Source organism: Nocardia sp. NPDC003269, assembly GCF_042888005.1.
GTDB lineage: Bacteria > Actinomycetota > Actinomycetes > Mycobacteriales > Mycobacteriaceae > Nocardia.
The window spans coordinates 1,301,686-1,320,997 of the sequence record NZ_JBIAPA010000001.1; the positions used below are offsets into that span (position 1 = coordinate 1,301,686).

Annotated in this window: 21 protein-coding genes; 11 read left to right on the forward strand and 10 right to left on the reverse strand. The window is 69.4% G+C overall.

Annotated features, from left to right (window positions below):
• Positions 1-40 precede the first annotated feature (40 nt).
• Together ACFYWJ_RS05935 and ACFYWJ_RS05940 are read left to right on the forward strand one after the other, a co-directional pair.
• Positions 41-2,953 (forward strand): FAD-binding and (Fe-S)-binding domain-containing protein, encoded by a 2,913-nt coding sequence (locus ACFYWJ_RS05935; protein WP_355275206.1) that lies wholly within the window; start codon positions 41-43, stop codon positions 2,951-2,953.
• A 238-nt stretch (positions 2,954-3,191) separates the two neighbouring features.
• Entirely contained in the window at positions 3,192-4,139 is a 948-nt protein-coding gene (locus ACFYWJ_RS05940) for a DNA-3-methyladenine glycosylase 2 family protein (protein ID WP_355275204.1), read from the forward strand.
• Here the strand turns inward: ACFYWJ_RS05940 and ACFYWJ_RS05945 are convergent.
• On the reverse strand, positions 4,136-4,321 hold the full coding sequence (locus tag ACFYWJ_RS05945) for a hypothetical protein (protein WP_316573056.1): 186 nt from the start codon (positions 4,319-4,321) through the stop codon (positions 4,136-4,138). The genes ACFYWJ_RS05940 and ACFYWJ_RS05945 overlap by 4 nt on opposite strands.
• Positions 4,322-4,524: 203 nt before the next feature.
• Between ACFYWJ_RS05945 and ACFYWJ_RS05950 the strand changes: the two genes are divergently transcribed.
• The 4 genes from ACFYWJ_RS05950 to ACFYWJ_RS05965 are packed head-to-tail and all read left to right on the forward strand — an operon-like array spanning position 4,525 to position 6,105.
• A complete protein-coding gene (locus ACFYWJ_RS05950; RefSeq protein WP_355275202.1) occupies positions 4,525-5,442 on the forward strand; it encodes a helix-turn-helix transcriptional regulator in 918 nt (305 codons plus the stop codon).
• Complete coding sequence (locus tag ACFYWJ_RS05955; RefSeq protein WP_218718371.1) at positions 5,439-5,657, forward strand: DUF397 domain-containing protein; 219 nt, start codon at positions 5,439-5,441, stop codon at positions 5,655-5,657. Before ACFYWJ_RS05950 ends, ACFYWJ_RS05955 begins: the two co-directional genes overlap by 4 nt.
• Positions 5,654-5,869, forward strand: a complete 216-nt coding sequence (locus ACFYWJ_RS05960; RefSeq protein WP_218718372.1) for a DUF397 domain-containing protein — start codon at positions 5,654-5,656, stop codon at positions 5,867-5,869. The genes ACFYWJ_RS05955 and ACFYWJ_RS05960 overlap by 4 nt, the downstream gene beginning before the upstream one ends.
• A gap of 38 nt (positions 5,870-5,907) precedes the next feature.
• Complete coding sequence (locus ACFYWJ_RS05965) at positions 5,908-6,105, forward strand: hypothetical protein (RefSeq protein WP_355275199.1); 198 nt, start codon at positions 5,908-5,910, stop codon at positions 6,103-6,105.
• A 48-nt stretch (positions 6,106-6,153) separates the two neighbouring features.
• Here ACFYWJ_RS05965 and ACFYWJ_RS05970 read toward each other — a convergent pair whose 3' ends face one another.
• From ACFYWJ_RS05970 to ACFYWJ_RS05980, 3 genes are read right to left on the reverse strand one after another with little or no spacing between them, the layout of a single operon-like run.
• Entirely contained in the window at positions 6,154-6,900 is a 747-nt protein-coding gene (locus ACFYWJ_RS05970) for a succinate dehydrogenase/fumarate reductase iron-sulfur subunit (protein WP_355275197.1), read from the reverse strand.
• Between the two features lie 2 nt (positions 6,901-6,902).
• Positions 6,903-8,837: a fumarate reductase/succinate dehydrogenase flavoprotein subunit gene (locus ACFYWJ_RS05975; protein ID WP_355275195.1), complete on the reverse strand. Its 1,935-nt coding sequence runs from the start codon at positions 8,835-8,837 to the stop codon at positions 6,903-6,905.
• A gap of 28 nt (positions 8,838-8,865) precedes the next feature.
• Positions 8,866-9,696 carry a hypothetical protein gene (locus tag ACFYWJ_RS05980; RefSeq protein WP_355275193.1) on the reverse strand — a complete coding sequence of 277 codons (831 nt, stop codon included), beginning with the start codon at positions 9,694-9,696 and terminating at the stop codon, positions 8,866-8,868.
• A 210-nt stretch (positions 9,697-9,906) separates the two neighbouring features.
• Between ACFYWJ_RS05980 and ACFYWJ_RS05985 the strand changes: the two genes are divergently transcribed.
• Positions 9,907-11,091, forward strand: a complete 1,185-nt coding sequence (locus tag ACFYWJ_RS05985; RefSeq protein WP_355275191.1) for an acetyl-CoA acetyltransferase — start codon at positions 9,907-9,909, stop codon at positions 11,089-11,091.
• 62 nt (positions 11,092-11,153) lie between these two features.
• On the opposite strand, the gene ACFYWJ_RS05990 is transcribed toward ACFYWJ_RS05985, so the two are convergent.
• From ACFYWJ_RS05990 to ACFYWJ_RS06000, 3 genes are all read right to left on the reverse strand, one after another.
• The gene (locus ACFYWJ_RS05990; protein ID WP_071930967.1) at positions 11,154-11,444 is read right to left on the reverse strand and encodes a hypothetical protein; all 291 of its coding nucleotides are present in this window, start codon (positions 11,442-11,444) and stop codon (positions 11,154-11,156) included.
• Positions 11,445-11,636: 192 nt separating this feature from the next.
• Positions 11,637-12,587: an alpha/beta hydrolase gene (locus ACFYWJ_RS05995; RefSeq protein WP_355275190.1), complete on the reverse strand. Its 951-nt coding sequence runs from the start codon at positions 12,585-12,587 to the stop codon at positions 11,637-11,639.
• Between the two features lie 262 nt (positions 12,588-12,849).
• On the reverse strand, positions 12,850-14,031 hold the full coding sequence (locus ACFYWJ_RS06000; RefSeq protein ID WP_355275188.1) for an AAA family ATPase: 1,182 nt from the start codon (positions 14,029-14,031) through the stop codon (positions 12,850-12,852).
• A gap of 107 nt (positions 14,032-14,138) precedes the next feature.
• Between ACFYWJ_RS06000 and ACFYWJ_RS06005 the strand changes: the two genes are divergently transcribed.
• The 3 genes from ACFYWJ_RS06005 (at position 14,139) to ACFYWJ_RS06015 (ending at position 15,714) form a co-directional block, all read left to right on the forward strand.
• Positions 14,139-14,429: a hypothetical protein gene (locus ACFYWJ_RS06005; RefSeq protein ID WP_355275186.1), complete on the forward strand. Its 291-nt coding sequence runs from the start codon at positions 14,139-14,141 to the stop codon at positions 14,427-14,429.
• 328 nt (positions 14,430-14,757) lie between these two features.
• Positions 14,758-15,318, forward strand: a complete 561-nt coding sequence (locus ACFYWJ_RS06010) for a C40 family peptidase (protein WP_355275443.1) — start codon at positions 14,758-14,760, stop codon at positions 15,316-15,318.
• Positions 15,319-15,321: 3 nt separating this feature from the next.
• Positions 15,322-15,714 (forward strand): RNA-binding S4 domain-containing protein, encoded by a 393-nt coding sequence (locus ACFYWJ_RS06015; RefSeq protein WP_355275185.1) that lies wholly within the window; start codon positions 15,322-15,324, stop codon positions 15,712-15,714.
• Here ACFYWJ_RS06015 and ACFYWJ_RS06020 read toward each other — a convergent pair.
• Positions 15,711-16,862 carry a cation:proton antiporter gene (locus ACFYWJ_RS06020; protein WP_355275184.1) on the reverse strand — a complete coding sequence of 384 codons (1,152 nt, stop codon included), beginning with the start codon at positions 16,860-16,862 and terminating at the stop codon, positions 15,711-15,713. The two genes, ACFYWJ_RS06015 and ACFYWJ_RS06020, sit on opposite strands and share 4 nt — an antisense overlap.
• Positions 16,859-17,248, reverse strand: coding sequence for a hypothetical protein (locus tag ACFYWJ_RS06025; RefSeq protein ID WP_218718383.1), 390 nt, complete (start codon positions 17,246-17,248; stop codon positions 16,859-16,861). Before ACFYWJ_RS06025 ends, ACFYWJ_RS06020 begins: the two co-directional genes overlap by 4 nt.
• Before the next feature lie 141 nt (positions 17,249-17,389).
• On the opposite strand from ACFYWJ_RS06025, the gene ACFYWJ_RS06030 reads away from it, so the two are divergent.
• Positions 17,390-18,331: an MBL fold metallo-hydrolase gene (locus ACFYWJ_RS06030; protein ID WP_355275183.1), complete on the forward strand. Its 942-nt coding sequence runs from the start codon at positions 17,390-17,392 to the stop codon at positions 18,329-18,331.
• A 3-nt stretch (positions 18,332-18,334) separates the two neighbouring features.
• Here ACFYWJ_RS06030 and ACFYWJ_RS06035 read toward each other — a convergent pair whose 3' ends face one another.
• Positions 18,335-19,264, reverse strand: coding sequence for an NAD(P)-dependent oxidoreductase (locus ACFYWJ_RS06035; protein ID WP_355275182.1), 930 nt, complete (start codon positions 19,262-19,264; stop codon positions 18,335-18,337).
• Positions 19,265-19,312 lie beyond the last annotated feature (48 nt).

Here is a 19,312-nt window from a genome sequence, read left to right on the forward strand (position 1 = left end):
AGCGAAAGTGGGCCGGACATGTGCTGATTAGGCTGGTCGGGTGGACGACGACCGGAGTGCGGAGCTGCTGGCCGATGCCCTGCGCGGCCGGGTCGACGGCGCGGTCGACGCGTCGGTCCGCCGCCGGGCCGAGTACGCCTCCGACGCCTCCAACTACCGGGTCCGGCCGACGCTGGTGGTGTTCCCCCGCCACGACGCCGACGTCGCCGCGACCGTTGTCTTCGCCCGCGAGCACGGGCTGCCGGTGACCGCCCGTGGGGCGGGCACCTCGGTGGCGGGCAATGCCGTTGGTCGCGGGATCGTGCTCGACTTCAGCAGGCATATGCGGGCCGTGCTCGCGGTCGATCCCGAGGCGCGCACGGCCCTGGTCCAGCCGGGGGTCGTGCTGTCCGACCTGCAGCGACGGCTGCGGCCCGACGGGCTGCGGTTCGGGCCCGACCCGTCCACCCAGGACCGCTGCACGCTGGGCGGGATGATCGGCAACAACGCGTGTGGACCGCACGCACTGGCCTGGGGGCGCACCTCCGATCGGGTGCGGTCGCTGCGGGTCGTCGACGGGACGGGCGTCGAGCGGGTGCTCGCAAACGACCTCGGCGTCGTCCCCGGCCTGGCCGGGTTCACCACGACCAACCTCGCCGTGCTGCGCACCGAGCTGGGCCGATTCGATCGGCAGGCGTCCGGCTACGGACTCGAACACCTGCTACCGGAACGCGGTTCGTCGATCGCGAAAGCACTCGTCGGCACCGAGGGCACCTGTGGACTACTGCTCGATGCCGAGATCGACCTCACCCCGCTGCCCGCCGCCACCGTGCTGACGGTGCTCGGCTATCCCGATATCGCCACGGCGGCAGACGATGTCGCCGCCGTCACCGGCTGCGGGCCGATCGCGGTGGAAGGCATCGATGCCGGTCTGGTCGACCGGGTCCGCGCCCATCGGGGCACCGTGCCCGAGTTGCCACGCGGACGCGGGTGGCTGTTCGTCGAGACGGCGGGGGCGAGCGCGGCGGAGGCGTTCGCGCTGGCCGAGCGGCTGTGCCGGGAAGCGAACGCCGACGACCATCGCATCGTCACCGATCCGGCGGTGGCGGCGGCACTCTGGCGCATCCGTGCCGACGGTGCCGGTCTGGCGGGGCGCACGCCGGACGGCCGACCGGCCTGGCCCGGCTGGGAGGATGCCGCCGTTCCGCCCGCCCGGCTCGGGGACTATCTGCGCGAATTCGCCTCGCTCACCGCGGAGTACGAGGTCGACGGGCTGCTGTACGGCCACATCGGCGACGGCTGCATCCACGTCCGCCTCGATTTCCCGATCGCCGAAGCGCCGCAGCGCTTCCGGTCCTTCCTGTTCGACGCTGCCGAACTCGTGGTGCGCCACGGTGGATCGCTGTCGGGCGAACACGGCGACGGCCGCGCCAGATCCGAACTCCTCGCGGTGATGTACTCCCCCGCCGCCCGCGCCGCCTTCGCCGGTTTCAAGGCGCTGTTCGACCCCGACGACGTGCTCAACCCCGGCGTGCTGGTCGCCCCGGCGCCGGTGGACGCCGACCTGCGCGTCGCCGGTCTCCGGCCGCTGACCTCGGCGGGTGGCTTCGCGCTCGCGGACGACTCCGGCGATCTGTCCACAGCTGTGCACAGATGTGTAGGAATCGGCAAGTGCCGAGCGGACACTCGCGCCTCCGGCGGCTTCATGTGCCCGTCGTACGTGGCGACCTCCGACGAGAAGGACAGCACCCGAGGTCGCGCCCGCGTCCTCCAGGAGGTCGTCCGAGGTGAACTCGACTGGCGCGCACCGGCAGTCGAGGAGTCCTTGGATCTCTGTCTGTCCTGCAAGGCCTGTGGATCGGACTGCCCGGCAGGCGTCGACATGGCCACCTACAAATCCGAGACCCTCTACCGCCGCTACCGAGGCCGCCTCCGTCCCCTCGACCACTACATCCTCGGCCAGCTCCCCCGCTGGCTCCTTGTCGCCCAACGCTTCCCGCGCCTGGCCAACGCCCTCGCCGCCCGCCCCCTGCTCCGACGGACCACGATGCGCGCGGTCGGCATCGATCCCCGCCGCGAAGCACCGGTCCTCGCACCGACGCCATTCCGTCGTATCTGGCAGGACATCGGTGGCAACCACCGCACCGAACCCACGGTCACCGCCCTTGCGCGCACCCGCCACCACCACCTGCTCCCGCCCTCCCGCACCGACACCCGCGCGACCACGAGCGACGCACTGACGCCCGCCGCCACCGGGCCGGCGGCGGGGAGCGAGCGCACGGTGCTGCTGTGGGTGGATTCCTTCACCGACACCTTCGCTCCGGCGAACGCGATCGCCGCGACGGTGCTGCTCGAAGGGCTCGGTTATCGGGTTCACATCCCCACGGCCCGGGTCTGCTGTGGATTGACGTGGATCACCACCGGGCAGCTCGACGGCGCGCGCGCTCGGCTGCGGGCCACCGTGGCGGCGCTGGCCGGCCACGCGGCCGCGGGTGGACTCGTCGTCGGGCTCGAACCGTCGTGTACCGCCGCCCTGCGGTCCGACCTGCCGGAACTGCTGGCCGAGGATCCGCGGGCGGCGCGGGTCGCCGGCGCGGTTCGGACGCTGGCCGAGTTCCTCGTCGACCAGCCGGGATGGCGGCCGCCACGACGTACGGGGGAGCGGGTCGTGGTGCAGCCGCATTGTCATCAGCACGCCGTCGGCGGGTTCGCGGCGGAGCGCGAGCTGCTGGCCGCGATGGACGTCAGCGTCGAGGAGCTGGCCGGGTGCTGCGGGCTGGCCGGCAACTTCGGCATGCAGCAGGGGCACTACGAGGTGTCGGTCGCGGTCGCCGAGGGCGCCCTGCTCCCAGCCCTGCGCGCCGCCCCGGACGGAACGACGTTCCTGGCGGACGGCTTCTCCTGCCGGACGCAGGCGGAGCAGCTGGCGAACGTCCGGGGAGTGCCCCTGGCGACGTTCCTGCTCGGCGGCTGACCGGCGCCCGACCCTCAGCTACCGCCGGGCAAGGTGCCTGGCGCGATGTGGTACCCCGAGCTGCCCGCCGATCCGCTGCCCCACGCCGCCAGCAGCCAGTTGAGTGCGTTGGTGATCATCGGGGTACCTCCTGCATCGATGGGATGCCGGCTGTTTGCCAACAAGCCCTACATCGCAGTGAACGTGGCGAATATTACGAATGGGCATCGTCGCGATAGCAGTCGCGCACAATGGTCTGGTGCGCGATCAGACCCTCGACCCCGGCCTGACGACGGCCGGGCTGTCCAGGACCGTCCGGTCGAGCCGACCGTTCGACGTCGGGCTCACCGTCGTGCCGCTGCGGCGCGGTGGCGGCGATCCGTGCCACCACGTCGACGCCGCTGGCGCGCACTGGCACGCCTCCCGGATGCCGTCCGGGGTGGTCACCTATCGACTCGTCCAGGACGGCCGCGACGGCGCGCAGGCGCGCGCCTGGGGCCCCGGCGCGGCGGAGTTCCTGGCCGGGCTGGACCGCATGCTGTGCCTCGAGGAAGACCTGGCCGACTTCGCGCCCGAGCATCCCAAGCTGGTCGAAGCCCATCGCGTGGTGCCCGGCCTGCGGATGCTGCGGACCGGGCTGGTGTTCGAATCACTGGTGCCCGCGATCCTCGAGCAGAAGGTGCACACCAAGTCCTCGTTCGCGGCCTGGCGGAGCCTGGTGCGTGAGTTCGGCACCGCGGCGCCGGGACCCGCGCCGGCCGGGCTGATGGTCGCCCCCGACGCCGAGACCTGGCGGCGCATCCCGTCGTGGAAGTACCACCGGGCCAATGTCGGCCCGCAGCGGGCGCAGACCATCGTGCGCGCGGCCAGGGTGGCCGACTCGATCGAGCGCACCGCGGAGTTGTCGCCCGCCGAGGCCGCGCGACGGTTGCGCAGCCTGCCCGGCATCGGTGTCTGGACGGTTGCCGAGACCGCGCAGCGCGCCTTCGGCGACGCCGACGCGCTGTCGGTCGGGGACTACCACCTCGCCGCGACGGTCGGCTGGAGCCTGCTCGGCAAGCCGATCGACGACGACGCGATGATCGAGTACCTGGAACCGCTACGGCCGCATCGCTACCGCGCGGTGCGCCTGCTCGCGCTGAGCGGGCAGGCGCACAAACCGAAGTTCGGGCCGCGCACGCCGATCACCGACCATCGGCACCGCTAGCGGATCGCGCGCTGGTCGAGCACGCAGTGCCCGGCGTCGACGAGGGTGGTGCGCGCCCTGCGGCGGACCCGGCACTCGTCGACCGTGCAGTCGAGGTGCAATTGCATTGCGGCATGGGCTTGTTCGGCGTCCATCGGGCCCGGATCGGTGCCGCAACCGAGTAGTGCAGCGGCAATATGCATGTTCACATCGCTCAATTGCATGTCTCCAGGAGAGCACGCAACCGTTCGGCTAACGTCCGGTACGCGCCGATCCCGATATTTAGCGGCGAATTCCCAGCACGGCATCCAACGGGGAGTGCAGGATTCCCCATAGTGGACGAAATCCACCGCCATAGGCGGGGCTGTGGGCTGTGGCGGGTTGCGAGCACAGAAGGAGTGGGGCTGTGGCAGCGAACGCATCGACCGGAGCGGGTGGACCGGCGGCAGGAGTCTCCTCGACGCTGCCGCGCCGTCAGCTCGGCCGCTATCTGCGCGACTGGCGGACCCAGGCGGGTCTGACCATCGCCGAGGCCGCCAAGTTGATGGAATGGGGCGCCAGTACGTTGCAGCGCCTGGAAAAGGGCCAGGCCGACCGGATCCGGACGATCGACATCCACGAGCTGTGCCGGATCTACGGCATCCCGGACGATCTCGCCGAGGGCCTGACCGGCCTCGCGCAGCAGGCGGCCGTCAAGAGCTGGTGGCACGCCTACGGCGATCTGATTCCCGAAAACTTCGATGTCTATGTGGGTTTGGAGGCCTCGGCGCATCGGCTGCGGGCTTATCAGTCCGAATTGGTCCTCGGTCTGCTCCAGACGGCCGACTACGCGCGTGCGCTGAATCAACTGGGCTATCCCAAGGATTCGGTGGACGAGCTCGATCGCCGGGTCGCGTTACGGCTGCAACGGCAGGCCTTGATCACCCGCAAGCATTCGCCCGCCGAGATCGATGTGGTTCTGCACGAATCGGTATTGCATCGCATCGTCGGTGATGCAAAGGTGATGGCTGCGCAGTTGCGACATCTTGCCGACGCGAGCACCCGAAGCAATGTGACACTGCGTATCCTGCCGTTTGCCGCCGGTGTTCCACTCGGAGTCTCCACCGGACCTTTCACGGTTCTCGAGTTCGGCACCGACAGCAAGGGGCAACCGGTCGAACCACCGGTGGTGTACGCCGAAGGCTTCACCGGCGATCTCTACCTGGAACGACGCGCGGATGTCAGAAGGTACGACCGGGCTCACGAGTGCCTCCAGCGTCATGCGCTGGATATTCAACCGAGTAGACACCTGCTGCGGCAGGTCGCGAAGGAGTATGTGGCATGAGTTTCGATCTCGTCGACGCACACTGGTTCAAGAGCACGCGCAGCGGCGCTGGCAAGGACTGCGTCGAAGTGGCGTTCCTGTTCGGCGGACGCGTCGGCGTGCGCGACAGCAAGAACCCGGCGGGGCCGGCGCTGGTCTTCGACGGCCCGAGCTGGGACGCCTTCACCCAGGGCATCGACAACGGCGCGTTCGCCTGCGCTCTGGGCGCGCGGTGAACAGCAAGCGCACCATCGACACCACCGGCGCGACCTGGCTGCGCGCCGGGACGGCGGGGGAGGGCAGCAGCGTCGAGGTCGCCATGCTGCCCGACGGGTACGTGGCGCTGCGCGACGGCAAGAATCCCGACGGTCCGGTGCTGATCTTCACCCCGAGCGAGTGGACCGCGTTCACCGCGGGCGTGCACGACGGCGAGTTCGATCGCCCTTGATCACGTTTGGATCAAGACGCGGCGGGTAGCCCAGGTATATGGACCGAGGGTTGAAGAAAATGCCACCCCGGTACCGGAGGCTGGCGCCTGAGGACGGGGTCGAGCGCCTGATCGTGATACTGCTGTTCGCGGTATCGGCGATCGGGATCTATGTGCTCACCGGCTCGTTTCTCTCGGCGCTGTTCATCGGATTACTGGTCGGATTGGTCGCGATGGGGACTGTCGCCGTGCTGTAGACAGTGACGCGCGGGGTACGCAGAGCACGTACCCCGCGGCGTCGCCGCCTACCGGCGGAACAGTTTGTTGCCGAGCCAGACAATCGGGTCGTATTTGCGATCGACAACGCGCTCTTTCAACGGAATGAGCGCGTTGTCGGTGATCTTGATGTGTTCCGGGCACACCTCGGTGCAACATTTGGTGATATTGCAATAGCTCAGACCCGCTTCCTCCTGTGCCATTTCACGGCGATCGGCGGTGTCGAGCGGGTGCATCTCCAGTTCGGTGATGCGCATCAGATAGCGCGGGCCCGCGAAGGCGGGTTTGTTGTCCTCGTGATCGCGGACCACGTGACAGGTGTTCTGACACAGGAAGCACTCGATGCACTTGCGGAACTCCTGCGAGCGCTCCACATCGACCTGTTTCATCCGGTAATCGCCGGGCTTCAGGTCCGCCGGTGGCATGAAAGACGGGATCTCCCTTGCCTTCTCGTAGTTGAACGAGACGTCGGTGACGAGATCCTTGATGATCGGGAAGGTGCGCATCGGCGTCACCGTGATCACCTCGTCCTGGGTGAAAGTCGACATCCGCGTCATGCACAGCAACCGCGGCCTGCCGTTCACCTCCGCCGAACACGAACCGCATTTGCCCGCTTTGCAATTCCAGCGGACCGCGAGGTCGGGTGCCTGGGTGGCCTGCAGGCGATGGATGATGTCGAGCACCACCTCGCCCTCGTTCACCAGCACCGTGTAGTCCTCCAGGCCACCGCCGTCGAGATCACCGCGCCAGACCCGGAACCGGGCGTCGTACCCCATCGCTACGCCTTTCCCTCGGTCGAGCCGGCCGACGGATGTTCGGCCAATTCCTGCTCGGTGTAGTACTTCTCGAGTTCGCTCAGCTCGAACAGGGCGAGCAGGTCATCGCGCATCGGCGTCTGATCGGCCGGGGTGACGGTGACCGCCGGGACCTGTCGATCCCGCGTGGCCGGGTCGACCGCGCAGACCAGCAGCTTGTTGCGCCAGTCCGGGTTCATGCCGGGGTGGTCGTCACGGGTGTGGCCGCCGCGGCTCTCGGTGCGCAGCAGCGCGGCCTCGGCGACGCATTCGCTGACCAGCAGCATGTTGGCGAGGTCGAGCGCCAGGTGCCAGCCGGGGTTGAACGGCCGTTTCCCCTCGACGGTCACCTCGGCGTACCTGGCCCGCAGCTGCGCCAGCTTCTCGATCGCCTCGCGCACCTCGTGTTCCTTGCGGATGATGCCGACCAGGTCGTTCATCGTCTGCTGCAACTCGCTGTGCAGGGTGTACGGGTTCTCGCCCGTGCCCGAGGCGGGTGGATCGAACGGCGCGAGAGCGGTTTTCGCCGCTGCCTCGATATCGGTCTCGGCGGGTGCGGGCCGGTCGGTGAGCTGCTGGACGTAGGCCGACGCGCCGAGTCCGGCCCGGCGGCCGAACACCAGCAGATCCGACAGCGAGTTGCCGCCGAGCCGGTTCGAGCCGTGCATGCCGCCGGAACACTCACCGGCGGCGAACAATCCGGGCACCACCGCGGCGCCGGTGTCGGGGTCGACCTCGATGCCGCCCATCACGTAGTGGCAGGTCGGGCCGACTTCCATCGGCTCGGCGGTGATGTCGACATCGGCCAGTTCCTTGAACTGGTGGTGCATCGAGGGCAGCCTGCGCACGATCTCGTCGGCGGACATCCGGGAGGCGATGTCGAGGTACACGCCGCCGTGCTCGGTGCCGCGTCCCGCCTTGACCTCCTCGTTGATCGCCCTGGCGACCTCGTCGCGGGGGAGCAGGTCGGGGGTGCGGCGCGCGGAGTCGTTGTCGCGCAACCACTGATCGGCCTCGGCCTCGGTCTCGGCGTACTGGCCCTTGAACACCGGCGGGATGTAGTCGAACATGAAGCGCTTGCCGTCGGAGTTCTTCAGGACGCCGCCGTCGCCGCGCACACCCTCGGTGACGAGGATGCCCTTCACGCTCGGCGGCCAGACCATGCCGGTCGGATGGAACTGCAGGAACTCCATGTTGATCAGTGTCGCGCCCGAGCGCAGCGCCAGCGCGTGGCCGTCGCCGGTGTACTCCCAGGAGTTCGAGGTCACCTTGTAGGACTTGCCGATACCGCCGGTGGCCAGCACGATCGCGGGCGCGGTGAACAGGACGAAGCCGCCGGACTCACGCCAGTAGCCGAAGGCGCCCGCGATCCGGCCGTCGTCGGTGAGCAGTTCGGTGATGGTGCACTCGGCGAAAACCTTGATCCTGGCCTCGTAGTCACCGGTGGCCGCGAAGTCCTCCTGCTGCAGCGAGACGATCTTCTGCTGCATGGTGCGGATGAGTTCCAGGCCGGTGCGGTCGCCGACGTGGGCCAGCCGGGGGTAGGTGTGGCCGCCGAAGTTGCGCTGGCTGATCCGGCCGTCCGGCGTCCGATCGAACAGCGCGCCATAGGTTTCCAGCTCCCACACCCGGTCGGGGGCCTCCTGCGCGTGCAGTTCGGCCATCCGCCAGTTGTTGAGGAACTTGCCACCGCGCATGGTGTCCTTGAAATGGGTCTGCCAGCTGTCCTTCTCGTTGGCATTGCCCATCGAGGCCGCGCAGCCGCCCTCGGCCATCACGGTGTGCGCCTTGCCGAACAGCGACTTGCACACCACCGCGACCGAGAGTCCTTGTTCGCGGGCCTCGATCACCGCGCGCAGCCCGGCGCCGCCCGCCCCGATCACCACGACGTCGTAGTCGTGCCGTTCCACATCTGACATTCGAACTAGCTCCTGGAGTCGACGCGATTCAGTTGACGAACCGCAGGTCCGAAATGGTCTGGCTGGCAACCAGCATCACGTAGAAGTCGGTGAGCACGAGGGTGCCGAGGGTGGTCCAGGCCAGCGCCATGTGGCGGGTGTTGAGCTTGGAGACCTGGGTCCAGAACCAGTACCGCACCGGATGGGCGGAGAAGTGCTTGAGCCTGCCGCCCGCGATGTGCCTGCACGAGTGGCACGACAGCGTGTAGGCCCACAGCAGGATCACGTTGACCAGCAGCACGATGTTGCCGAGGCCGAAGCCGAAACCGCCGGTCTCCCCGTGGAACGCGGTGATCGCGTCGTAGGTGTTGATCAGCGAGACCACCAGCGCCACATAGAAGAAGTAGCGGTGCGAGTTCTGGATGATCAGCGGCAGCCGCGACTCACCGGTGTAGCGCGCGTGCGGTTCGGCGACGGCGCAGGCGGGCGGGGAGAACCACACCGACCGGTAGTAGGCCTTGCGGTAGTAGTAGCAGGTCAGCCGGAAGCCGAGCAGGAACGGCAGCACCACGAAGCCGAGCGGGATCCACATCGGCAGCTCGCCGAACGGGGTGCCGAAGTGGCTCGAGCCGGGGACGCAGGAGTCGCTCAGGCAGGGGGAGTAGAACGGCGTCAGATAGTGGTACTGCGGCACCCAATAGGCCGTGCGCACAAAGGATCTGATCGTCGCGTAGACGATGAAGGCGCCGAGTCCGATCGCGGTGAGCAGTGGTGGCAGCCACCAGCGGTCGGTGCGCAGGGTCCGCGCGGCGATGCGGGCCCTCGTCTTGCTGAACACGCCCGTCCCGGACGACGGGCTGGTGGTCGGTGCGGCACTCACGGTGGATGCCTCGCTGATCTAGGCCGTGCGGCGGTTGATCATTCCCCACCGCGATGGATTGTGATGTGGAGCACCATACGCCTGTGTTCTGGCCGCTCGAGCCGGGTCTCACTCAACCGACCGTTTCACCCTCCGGTGATCTCTGTCACAGCAATAACTCCCGTGACAGCCGGTCACGCCCGTGCAACAAACCTGTGGTGCCCTGTGACGATGAGAAGAGCCGCGATCGTGGCGCCCGTCCGCACGCCGAGTGGCGTGGAGGGCGGTGCGCTGTCCGGGATGCCCGCCGAGTGGTTGGCGACCACGGTCCTCTCGGCCGTGATCGAGCGTTCGGGGATCGACCCGCTACGCATCGAGGACGTCGCGATGGCCTGTGTCGACGGCGGTCTCTCCGACGTGCCCGCGATCGGCGCGCTGGCCGCGCGCGGTGCCGGGCTGCCGTTCGCGGTGCCCGGTTTCCTCACCGACCGGCACGGTGGCAGCGGCTTACAGGCGGTGATCACCGCGGCGATGATGGTGCAGACCGGCGCGGCCGATGTGGTGGTGGCCGGCGGCGTCGAGTGCGCGCCCGCGCAGGCCGGGCTGCCGGGTGGCCGGGAGGGATTGCACAACGCCGAGCGGCTCGCGCACTACTACGGCATCGACCGCAATGCCGCCGACGAGTTCGCCGTGGCGAGTCATCGGAAGGCGGCCCGGGCCTGGCGGCAGGGCGCGTTCGGCGCCGAGGTGGTGCCGGTCGGCGTCGCCGCGGGGTCGCTCGAGCATCAGATCCGCCGGGACGAGGGCGTGCGCGACGACCTGTCGACGCACACACTGGCGGGGCTGCGGCCGCTGCTCGCCGACGGTGTCGTCACCGTGGGCAATATGAGTACGCACCGGCTCGGCGCGTCGGCCTGCCTGGTCGTCGCCGAGGACCGGCTGGCCGACCTCGGCCTGATCCCGATGGCGTTCCTGGCGGGCTGGGCCGCCGCCGGCTGCGACAGCGAGGGCCCGGCGCTCGGCGCGGCGCCCGCGGTGGCGAAGCTGCTGGCCCGCACCGGCTGCTCGCTCGACGAGGTCGACCTGCTCGAGATCAACGAGGGCTACGCGGTGGAGGTGCTCGCCCTGGCCACCGAATGGGAGATCGACCCGCACGACCGGCTGAATGTGAACGGCTCCGATATCGCCCTCGGGCACCCGGTCGGCGCCACCGGCCTGCGGATCATGACGACGATGCTGCACGAGCTGGGCCGCACCGGCGGCCGCTACGGCCTGGAGGCCATCGCGCTCGGCCACGACCACGGCATCGCGGCGCTGTTCGAATCGGCCGATTCCGACGAGCCGACGGAGACCCCGCGCGGCGCCAGGTTCCACGGTGTCCGTCCCGGGCGCCGGTTCGGCAGGCATCGCGCCTGACAGGGGTCGGCGCGGCGACCCTGGGTGGCAGGACCGCCGCGCCGGTGAACAGGTCTGACTGTTTACTTGGTTCTCGGCCGGGAGTGGAAGCCCAGGCCCTCGTCCTGAGCGCCCATCCAGGCGGCCTCGTCGGACTTGCTGTCCGGTACGTAGATCGGTTCGGACCTGCGTGGGACGGCGAGCTCCGGCGGCGGCGCCTGCTCGAACTCCTCGGCATCGATGACGAGCCGCTCCAGGTCGTTCTCCAGCCGGCGCACGGTGGCCGCGTCGCCGTAGTTGGAGCGCAGTGCGCCGATCGATTGCCGGAGTTGGCCGACCGCGTAGCGCAGTTCCGCGATATCGCTGCGTGTCATCGTTACCTCCTGTGTATATGGCGGGCATACCGACTCGTCGGATCACCTGGCACGCCCGTGAACTCCCGGGCCGCACTGCACCGAGCCGTGTGACTCACCACACAACGTGATCTCCACCACAATAACCGAGCTTTTCGGTTTGCGCCCGAAGTTGGCCCGGATCGCGCGATTGCCGTCCGGTAACTCCGGGTCTCAGCCCGCGACCGCGTAGTGCTTGCGGACCCCCGCCGCGGCGCGTTCGACGAGCGCCGCGATCGACCCCGCGACCTCCTCGGCGCGCTCGAGGATGACGCTGTGTCCCGCCCCCTCGATCCGCACCAGCTCGGCGCCCGCCAGTTGTGAGGCCAGCACCACCGAGTGGGTGAACGGCACCATCAGATCGGCCGAGCCTGCCAGTACCAGCGCGGGCAGGTCGCCCAGCCGGGCCAGGGTGCGCGCCTCGTCGAAGGTCAGCAGCGAGCTGAGGAACCCCGACATCGTCAGCAGCGGTGTCTCGTTCAGGATCGCGGTCGCGACCGCGGCGACCCGGGGATTCACCCGGCGCGTCCCGGTGGCCGCCTCGCGGATCAGCGGCCCGAAGATCCAGCGCGAGAAGCGCTTCGAGGCCTGCATCACCCGGGGTGCGCGCAGCACCGCGTGCTGGAGCGAGGCCACGGCGTGCCGGTTGAGCAGCCGGCCGAGCCCGACCTCGGTGATCCCGCCCGCCGCGCCGGCGATCAGCCCGATCCCGGCGACCCTGGTGCCGATCGCCGCGGGGAACAGCCGGGCGTAGGCCAGCAGGACCATCGCGCCCATCGAGTGCCCGACCAGCACCACCGGTCCGGTCGGCGCGATCGCCCGCAGCACCGCGTCGAGGTCGGTGGCCAGCTGATCGATGGTGTAGGTCGCGTGGTCGGCGTGGCCGGACTCGCCGTGGCCGCGGTGGTCGTAGAAGACCATCCTGGTCTCGGTGTCCCAGTGCCGGAGCAGGTGCTCGCGCAGGAACGCCCAGGACTCGGTGTGCAGGCAGTGGCCGTGGACGAAGACGACGGTCAGCGCGGCGTCGGCGGCTCCGAAGGTGCGGACCGCGATCGGCACACCGTCGTCGGTGACGACGGTGGCGCGCCGGCCGACGAGATCGGTGGTGGCGAACGACTTCGACATAGCGGCCTCCCGCGGTTCTGGAGCGCTGGCCGCGGCCCGCCGGGGAGGTGGGCCGCGTACTGAGTGTTTCGACTCTGATTTCCGGCCCGTTAGCCCGCCAATCCTGGCGTTATGCAGCCGATGCGCAACCGAATCCGGGCGACCTCTCGCCGTTATGCAGGAGATTCTTCGGGTATCTAGCTCTCAGGCTAGAAATCCGTAGATCATTGTCGTCAGGGTTGTCTTCGGCTTTCTGTCGAAACTGCTAGAAAGCGGCAGAGGCCTATACGCTCCGGAGATACCGGCCGAAGTGCGGGACCGTGAACCCGATCGTGCCGCGCTCGGCCGAGTAGATCAGGCCCTTCTTGATCAGGCCGTCGCGCGCGGGGGAGACCGAGGCGGGCTTGCGGCCGAGCTCGGCGGCGACCGCCGAGGTGGCGACCGGGCCGTCGTCGCCGGCCAGGTCGGCCATCGCGCGCATGTACTCGCGCTCGGCGGGCGTCGCGCGTTCGTACCGGGAGCCGAAGAACCCGACCGCCAGTTCCTCCTCGGCGGCGGGCGCGGCCACCTCGACGTCCTCGGCGGTGATCGGGCTGTCCGGCGCCTGGTCCCAGGCCGCCTTGCCGTAGGCCTGCACGAAATACGGGTAGCCGTCGGCCTTCTGGTAGAGCGAGTCGAGCGCGTCCTCGGTGAACTTCACCTCTTCGCGCTCGGCCGGGGCGATCAGCGCGAGGTCGGCCGCCTGCCGGTCGAGCCGGTCGATGCGGTGATAACTGAACAGTCGCTCCGAATAGCTCTTGGAGGCCGACAGCACCGCGGGCAGATGCGGCAGCCCGGCGCCGACGACGATCAGCGGCGCGCCGTCCTGGCTCAGCTCGTGGCAGGCGCCGCAGATCGCCGACACGTCGGCCGGGCCGAGATCCTGCATCTCGTCGATGAAGATGCCGATCCCGACGCCGATGTCGGCGGCCAGCGCCGCCGCCTCCTTGAACAGCTCGATCAGGTCGATCTCGATATCGCCTGAATCGGCGCGGCCGGTCACCGCGGGCACGTCGATGCCGGGCTGCCAGCGTTCGCGCATGCCCTTGTCGGCGGTGGCGCGCAGGGCGAAGGCCTTGAGGATGCCGAGGAAGTCGTCGACGTGTTCGGGATTGCGATGCGCCATCGCGATCGCGCGCACCGCCATGTGCAGCGCCGAGGACAGCGGCCTGCGCAGATCCTGGTCCGGCCGCGCTTCGATCTTGCCGGTGCCCCAGCTCCGCGAGATCGCCGCCGAACGAAGCTGGTTGAGCAGCACGGTCTTTCCGACCCCGCGCAATCCGGTGAGCATCACGCTGCGCTCCGGCCTGCCTCTGGCCACCCGCTCGAGCACGATGTCGAAGGCGGCCAGTTGTTTGTCGCGCCCGGCCAATTCGGGTGGACGTTGGCCGGCGCCGGGAGCGTAGGGATTGCGCACGGGGTCCATGCCGGACAACCGTAGCGCGGATCGGCAGGGGAATCTCGGTAACTCTGGGCTGTGTCCTAGATACTGCTAGCGAACCGGAGACACCGAGTCGACACGAACGGAGTGGCATGGCCGAGGAACCCCAGCGGAACGCGCACGGTGAGCCGATGGTGACGTCGACGGCCGCCTACCTCGACGCGCTGCGGCTGCCACCGGACGCGCACCTGACCGAGTCGATCCGGGTGTTCCTGCGCGCCGCCGTCTCCGAGCCGGGTGCCGACGACCTGCAGACGATGTCGGCCATGGCGCTGGGTCCGCTGCTGATCGCCGTCGGCAGGCTGGAGGTCGATCTGGCCGACGCGCGCACCCGCGTCGCCGAGCTGGAACGGGCGCTCGGACGCCGCGACGGACACCGCTGATAACGATCGGCGCGCGGGTGTAACGACTCGTGACCCGTGGCGACACGCCGGGGAGAAGGCTCTTGTTCAGGGCTTTCGTGGATGCGGGAAAACAACTTGCGTGCTTCGCTGGACAGCTTCCATCACAGGCCGTAATCTTCTCGTGACTTAGTGGAGTCTGTCGCTTCGTCAGAGAAACGGCGCCATTGAGTCACCGCCGAATAGTTGTCGTCGCCAAGCGATTCCGACGACCGGTGGTGGAGCAGCAAGAGGGAGACTCGTCTCGGTGGGTAAACACAGCTTGCAGCGGGATTCTCGTCTGCCGAATTCCGTCAAGGGTGCCCTCGTCATGGGTGCGGTGGCCGCCACGACCGGTGCGATGCCCGCGATCTCGCAGGCCGCCACGATCAACATTCCCGGCCTCGGTAACTTCGATCTGCCGCCGGAGCTCGAGCAGCCCGCGCAGCAGGTGGAGAAGCAGCTTCAGGCGATGGTCGCGCCGCAGGGCCAGGCCGCCCCGCAGCTGCCGAGCGTCACCTTCGACAACCCCTTCCAGCAGCAGCAGTCGGCGGGCAACGTCGCGCTCGACGCCGCGCGGACCAAGCTCGGCGCGGTCTACAGCTGGGGTGCCGCAGGCCCGTCGAGCTTCGACTGCTCCGGCCTCGTGCAGTGGGCGTACCGCCAGGCCGGTATCGAACTGCCGCGTACCAGCTTCGAGCAGTCGCACGTCGGCGCGCCGGTGTCCTTCGACAACCTGCAGGCCGGTGACATCGTCATCACCAACGGTGGCGGCCACGTCGGCATCTACGCGGGCAACGGTCAGCTGCTGAACGCGGTGCAGTCGGGCACCCCGGTGTCCTACACCCACCTCAGCGCCGACGACGTCGTCACGGCTCGCCGTATCGTCTAAGGGGTGACCCCCGCAGAACAACGTTCCACCACCCAGGCCCGTGTGGACTCCTGGACCTGGGCGGTTCGATTGTTCAAAACGCGCTCGGCCGCGGCGGAAGCCTGCCGCGCCGGACACGTGCGGATCAACGGCGTCACCGTCAAGCCCGCCCAGCAGGTGAAGCTCGGTGACGAGGTGCGGATCCGGCACGCCGGACTCGAGCGCATCGTGGTGGTCGAGCGGATCATCCACAAGCGCGTCGGACCACCGATCGCCGCGCAGTGCATGATCGACCGCAGCCCGCCGCCACCGCCGAAGGAAGTCCTCGCCTCGATCCCGCAGCGCGAGCGCGGCGCGGGCAGGCCGACGAAACGCGAACGCCGCGAAACGGATCGACTGATGGGCCGTACCGACTAGCGCGACTCTGACTCAGCGCTACGCGGTGCCTTCGCCGCCAGTCTGCTCGCCGCGATCGTCGCGAGGCCGATCGTGCACAGGGTGGCCAGCATGATCGCCGACCCCTCGCCGGGCACCAGCACGCCCAGCTGACTGCCCACCGTCACCGCGGCGACCGGCACCCCGATCTGCGCCGCCGCCAGCGTGCCGTAGGCCAGCGGCTGACCGACCAGGCGCGCCGTCCAGTGCACCACGACCGCGCCGACGCCGAGCGCGATCCCGAGCAGGATCAGCTCCGGATGCGCACCCAGCTCGCGCAGATCCAGCCGCGCCCCGAGCCAGACGAAGAACAGCGGCGCCAGCAGCCCGTCGCTGATCGCGAACACCTGCTTGGCCACTCGCCGGGGCTCGCCGATCCCGGCCACCGCCAGTCCGGCCGCGAAGCCACCGAGCATGATCGAGACGTGCATCGTGCTGGCCACGCCGCACAGCAGGAAGACCAGCACCAGGCTCACCCGCAGTTCGAGGGTGAACTTGCGTTCCTCGGACACCTCGTGCACCTGCCGCCGCGCGCCGGTCTTCTCCAGATACCGCAGGATCAGGAACATCACGCCGGCGCAGGCGGCGACGACCACCGCGCCGATCGCGGCCCGCAGCGCGTTGTCCGGATCGATCACCAGGGGCAACGCGACGATGCAGGCGGTGTCGGCGATGGCGACCTGCGCGGTGAGGGCGAGCACGGGCGGGCCGCTCAGCTTCAGCGAGTCGATGATCGGCAATGCCATCGCCGCCGAGGACGACGCCATCAGCACCGCGTAGATCGCGGCGTGGCCGATGCCGACGGCCTGCGCTACCGCCCAGCCCACGACCGCGGCGACGACGCCGACCAGCACCGCCCGCACCACGCCCGCGCCGAGCGCGCCGCGCACGGCGGGGTCGCGCACCGGCACGTGCGTGCCCGCCGCGAACATCACCAGCGCGAATCCCATGTCGGCCAGGAACATGAAGATCGGATCGCTCGCGTCCAGGATCTGCAAACCCGTCGTGCCGAAAATGATCCCGGCCAGCAGTTCGCCGAGGATGACCGGCAGATGCAGCCGCTTCGGCAGCGCGAGCAGTGGCCCGATCACCCCGAGCGCGACGATCAGCGCCAGGGTCGCGAAGGTCACGGCATCGCGGCGATCTTGGCGGGGATCTCGGCGTTCTCGTCGGCGAAGTAGAGCGCGCAGACCCGGTGGTACCCGTCGGCGATCAGCATCGGCACGTTCTTGCGGCAGTCACCGCGGACCAGCAGGATCGGCGAGAGCTTCTTGCCCTCGTTGATCTTGAGCAGGTCCTTGCGCACGTGCGGGTTGTCCGGGGTCAGGGCCTCGAGCTGGGAGGCGCGCAGGATGTCCTTCGCCTTCTTCACGACCACCGGCGCGCTGCGGAGATCGGCGACGATCGCCTCGACCACCGTCGCGTCGCCGAGCAGCTCGAGATAGTCGGCGGCGGCCGGGTAGTCGTGTTCCTCCGGGGTGGCCTTCCACTGCACCTGGATGATTTGGTCTGCCATCGAATCATCATCCGCCGCTGGTGCCCGGTTAGCGGGAGAGTCGCTGGATGTTGTCGTTTGTTTGCGCGATCGGTATCCGGGCGCCCGGCCCCGAAAAGTACGCGGTGGTCGGGTTGTGGGCGATCGCCTACGGTGGCAACTATGGGTGAGCGCAGGACGATGTTATCGACGCTTCTCGCCTGCTGTGTCGCTGTCGTCGCGACGGTGCCGCGGCTGCTGTGGCCGCGTCCCGCCGACCACGCGTTCCTGGCCGCGCTCGAGTCGGCGCCGCTGCCGAAGGCGCGCGCGACCGTCGCCCTCACCGCGCTCGTCCAGGCCGAGATGTCCGCGCCCACAGCGATCGTCGCCGAGGGCGCGCGGACGCTGCGGTCGACGCCGCTGACCATGTCGACCTTCCTGGTGCGGCACCCGTCGGCCACCTTCCTGGTCGATCCGGCGATCTGCGCGGGTGTGCACGAGCGGGTGCTGCCCGAGCTGCCGTTCCCCGTCCCGCTGCTGGTCGCGCCCGATCAGCCGGTGCGCGGCCTGAGCGAGGTGCTCGCCGCGCACGAGCTGACCGGCGCCGACATCGATTTCGTGCTGCCGACGCACCTGCACTGGGACCACGTCGCCGGGCTCTACGAGCTGCCCGGCTGGGTGCCGATCCGGGTGCCCGGCGTCGAATACCAGTGGGCGATGGGCGGATCGCAGGCCCCGCTGGGGGTCGCCAGGGGTCCGCTGCGCGGTCGCGTCTTCGACCTCTACGACCTCGACGGACCCCCGGTGCTCACCTTCACCCGCAGCCACGACCTGTTCGGCGACGGCTCGGTCGTGCTGGTCGACCTGGCCGGGCACACGCCGGGCAGCATCGGCGTGCTGCTCGCCGTCGACGACGGGTCGCGGGTGCTGCTGGCGGGCGACGCGGTGTGGAGCACCCTGCAGGTCGAGCTGCTGCGGGAGAAGGCCCCGCTGCCGGGTGACCTGCTCGACGACGATCGCGACGCCGCCTTCGAGACCCTGCACCGCCTGCACGCGCTGCCCGAAGACATCGAGCTGATCCCCGGCCACGATCGCGCCGCCGTCACCGCCCGCGCGCCGCGCTGAACCTCACCGCGCGGCCAGTCCAGCGGCCACGCTCGGGTAGCGCGGCCGCCAGCCCAGTTCCTCGTGGGCCAGCGCGCTCGAGATCCGCATCGACGTCTCCGTCATCAGCGCCCCGATATAGGGCACGGCCAGCCGGATCAGCCACCCGGGCAGCCGGATCGGGCGGGGCGTGCCATGGCTGCGGGCGACCTCGGTGAGGAATTCGCGCCAGGTGATCGGGGTGTCGTCGGCCAGGTTGTAGGCCCGGCCCGGGGTACCGCGTTCGAGCGCGGCGACGGTCGCGGCGGCGGCGTCCTCGACGTGGATCCAGCTGTTGACGCCGCCCGACCCGAGCGGCCCGACCGGCGTGTGTTTGCGCATCATGTCGGCGAACAGGTCGCTGAACGCGCCGGGTCCGTAGAACAGCCCGTACCGCAACGCGATGCCGTCCACGCCCGGAGTCTCGAGCACCTGCTGTTCGCCCGCGACGGTCGCCCGCACCACCTCGTCGGCGACGCCACCGGTGCACACCCCGAACGGATCGCTCTCGGTCAGCGGCCGGTCACCGTGATTGAGGTAGCCGTAGCCGAGGATCAGCGACTGGGTGACGAAGCGACCAGCGCCGACCAGCTCGGCCGCGGCGAGCAGATTGGCCGTGCCGACGGTGCGCAGCAGACCGGTCGGGTCGTCGGCGGGAATCCGGCGCTGCACCTTGGCATCGCGCAGCGCGGTCGCCTCGTGGATCACGGCGTCGGCCGCGGTCCCGTCGAGCGCGCGCAGCAGCCCGTCGCGATCGAGCACGTCGGCGGTGACCGGCTCGGCGCCGAGTTCGCGCACCAGCGGATGGGCGCCGGGACTGCGGACGATGGCCGAGACCTGGTGCCCGTTCGCGGTCAGCGCGCGGATCAGCGGACGACCGATGGCACCCGTGGCGCCTGCGAGCAGAACCTGCATGGGAGTTCCTTCCGGCGGAGTGAGTGTTTCCCTGCTTCCTGGACGAAT

Excerpts from the sequence above, each read along its gene's own strand:
- ACFYWJ_RS05985 (WP_355275191.1), top strand. The coding sequence starts at position 9,907 with ATGAGAAGAGCCGCGATCGTGGCGCCCGTCCGCACGCCGAGTGGCGTG.
- ACFYWJ_RS06030 (WP_355275183.1), top strand. The coding sequence starts at position 17,390 with ATGGGTGAGCGCAGGACGATGTTATCGACGCTTCTCGCCTGCTGTGTC.
- ACFYWJ_RS05970 (WP_355275197.1), bottom strand. The coding sequence starts at position 6,900 with ATGGGGTACGACGCCCGGTTCCGGGTCTGGCGCGGTGATCTCGACGGC.
- ACFYWJ_RS06005 (WP_355275186.1), top strand. The coding sequence starts at position 14,139 with ATGGCCGAGGAACCCCAGCGGAACGCGCACGGTGAGCCGATGGTGACG.
- ACFYWJ_RS06035 (WP_355275182.1), bottom strand. The coding sequence starts at position 19,264 with ATGCAGGTTCTGCTCGCAGGCGCCACGGGTGCCATCGGTCGTCCGCTG.
- ACFYWJ_RS05955 (WP_218718371.1), top strand. The coding sequence starts at position 5,439 with ATGAGTTTCGATCTCGTCGACGCACACTGGTTCAAGAGCACGCGCAGC.
- ACFYWJ_RS06010 (WP_355275443.1), top strand. The coding sequence starts at position 14,758 with ATGGGTGCGGTGGCCGCCACGACCGGTGCGATGCCCGCGATCTCGCAG.
- ACFYWJ_RS05995 (WP_355275190.1), bottom strand. The coding sequence starts at position 12,587 with ATGTCGAAGTCGTTCGCCACCACCGATCTCGTCGGCCGGCGCGCCACC.
- ACFYWJ_RS06000 (WP_355275188.1), bottom strand. The coding sequence starts at position 14,031 with ATGGACCCCGTGCGCAATCCCTACGCTCCCGGCGCCGGCCAACGTCCA.
- ACFYWJ_RS05975 (WP_355275195.1), bottom strand. The coding sequence starts at position 8,837 with ATGTCAGATGTGGAACGGCACGACTACGACGTCGTGGTGATCGGGGCG.
- ACFYWJ_RS06025 (WP_218718383.1), bottom strand. The coding sequence starts at position 17,248 with ATGGCAGACCAAATCATCCAGGTGCAGTGGAAGGCCACCCCGGAGGAA.
- ACFYWJ_RS05945 (WP_316573056.1), bottom strand. The coding sequence starts at position 4,321 with ATGCATATTGCCGCTGCACTACTCGGTTGCGGCACCGATCCGGGCCCG.
- ACFYWJ_RS05965 (WP_355275199.1), top strand. The coding sequence starts at position 5,908 with ATGGACCGAGGGTTGAAGAAAATGCCACCCCGGTACCGGAGGCTGGCG.
- ACFYWJ_RS05990 (WP_071930967.1), bottom strand. The coding sequence starts at position 11,444 with ATGACACGCAGCGATATCGCGGAACTGCGCTACGCGGTCGGCCAACTC.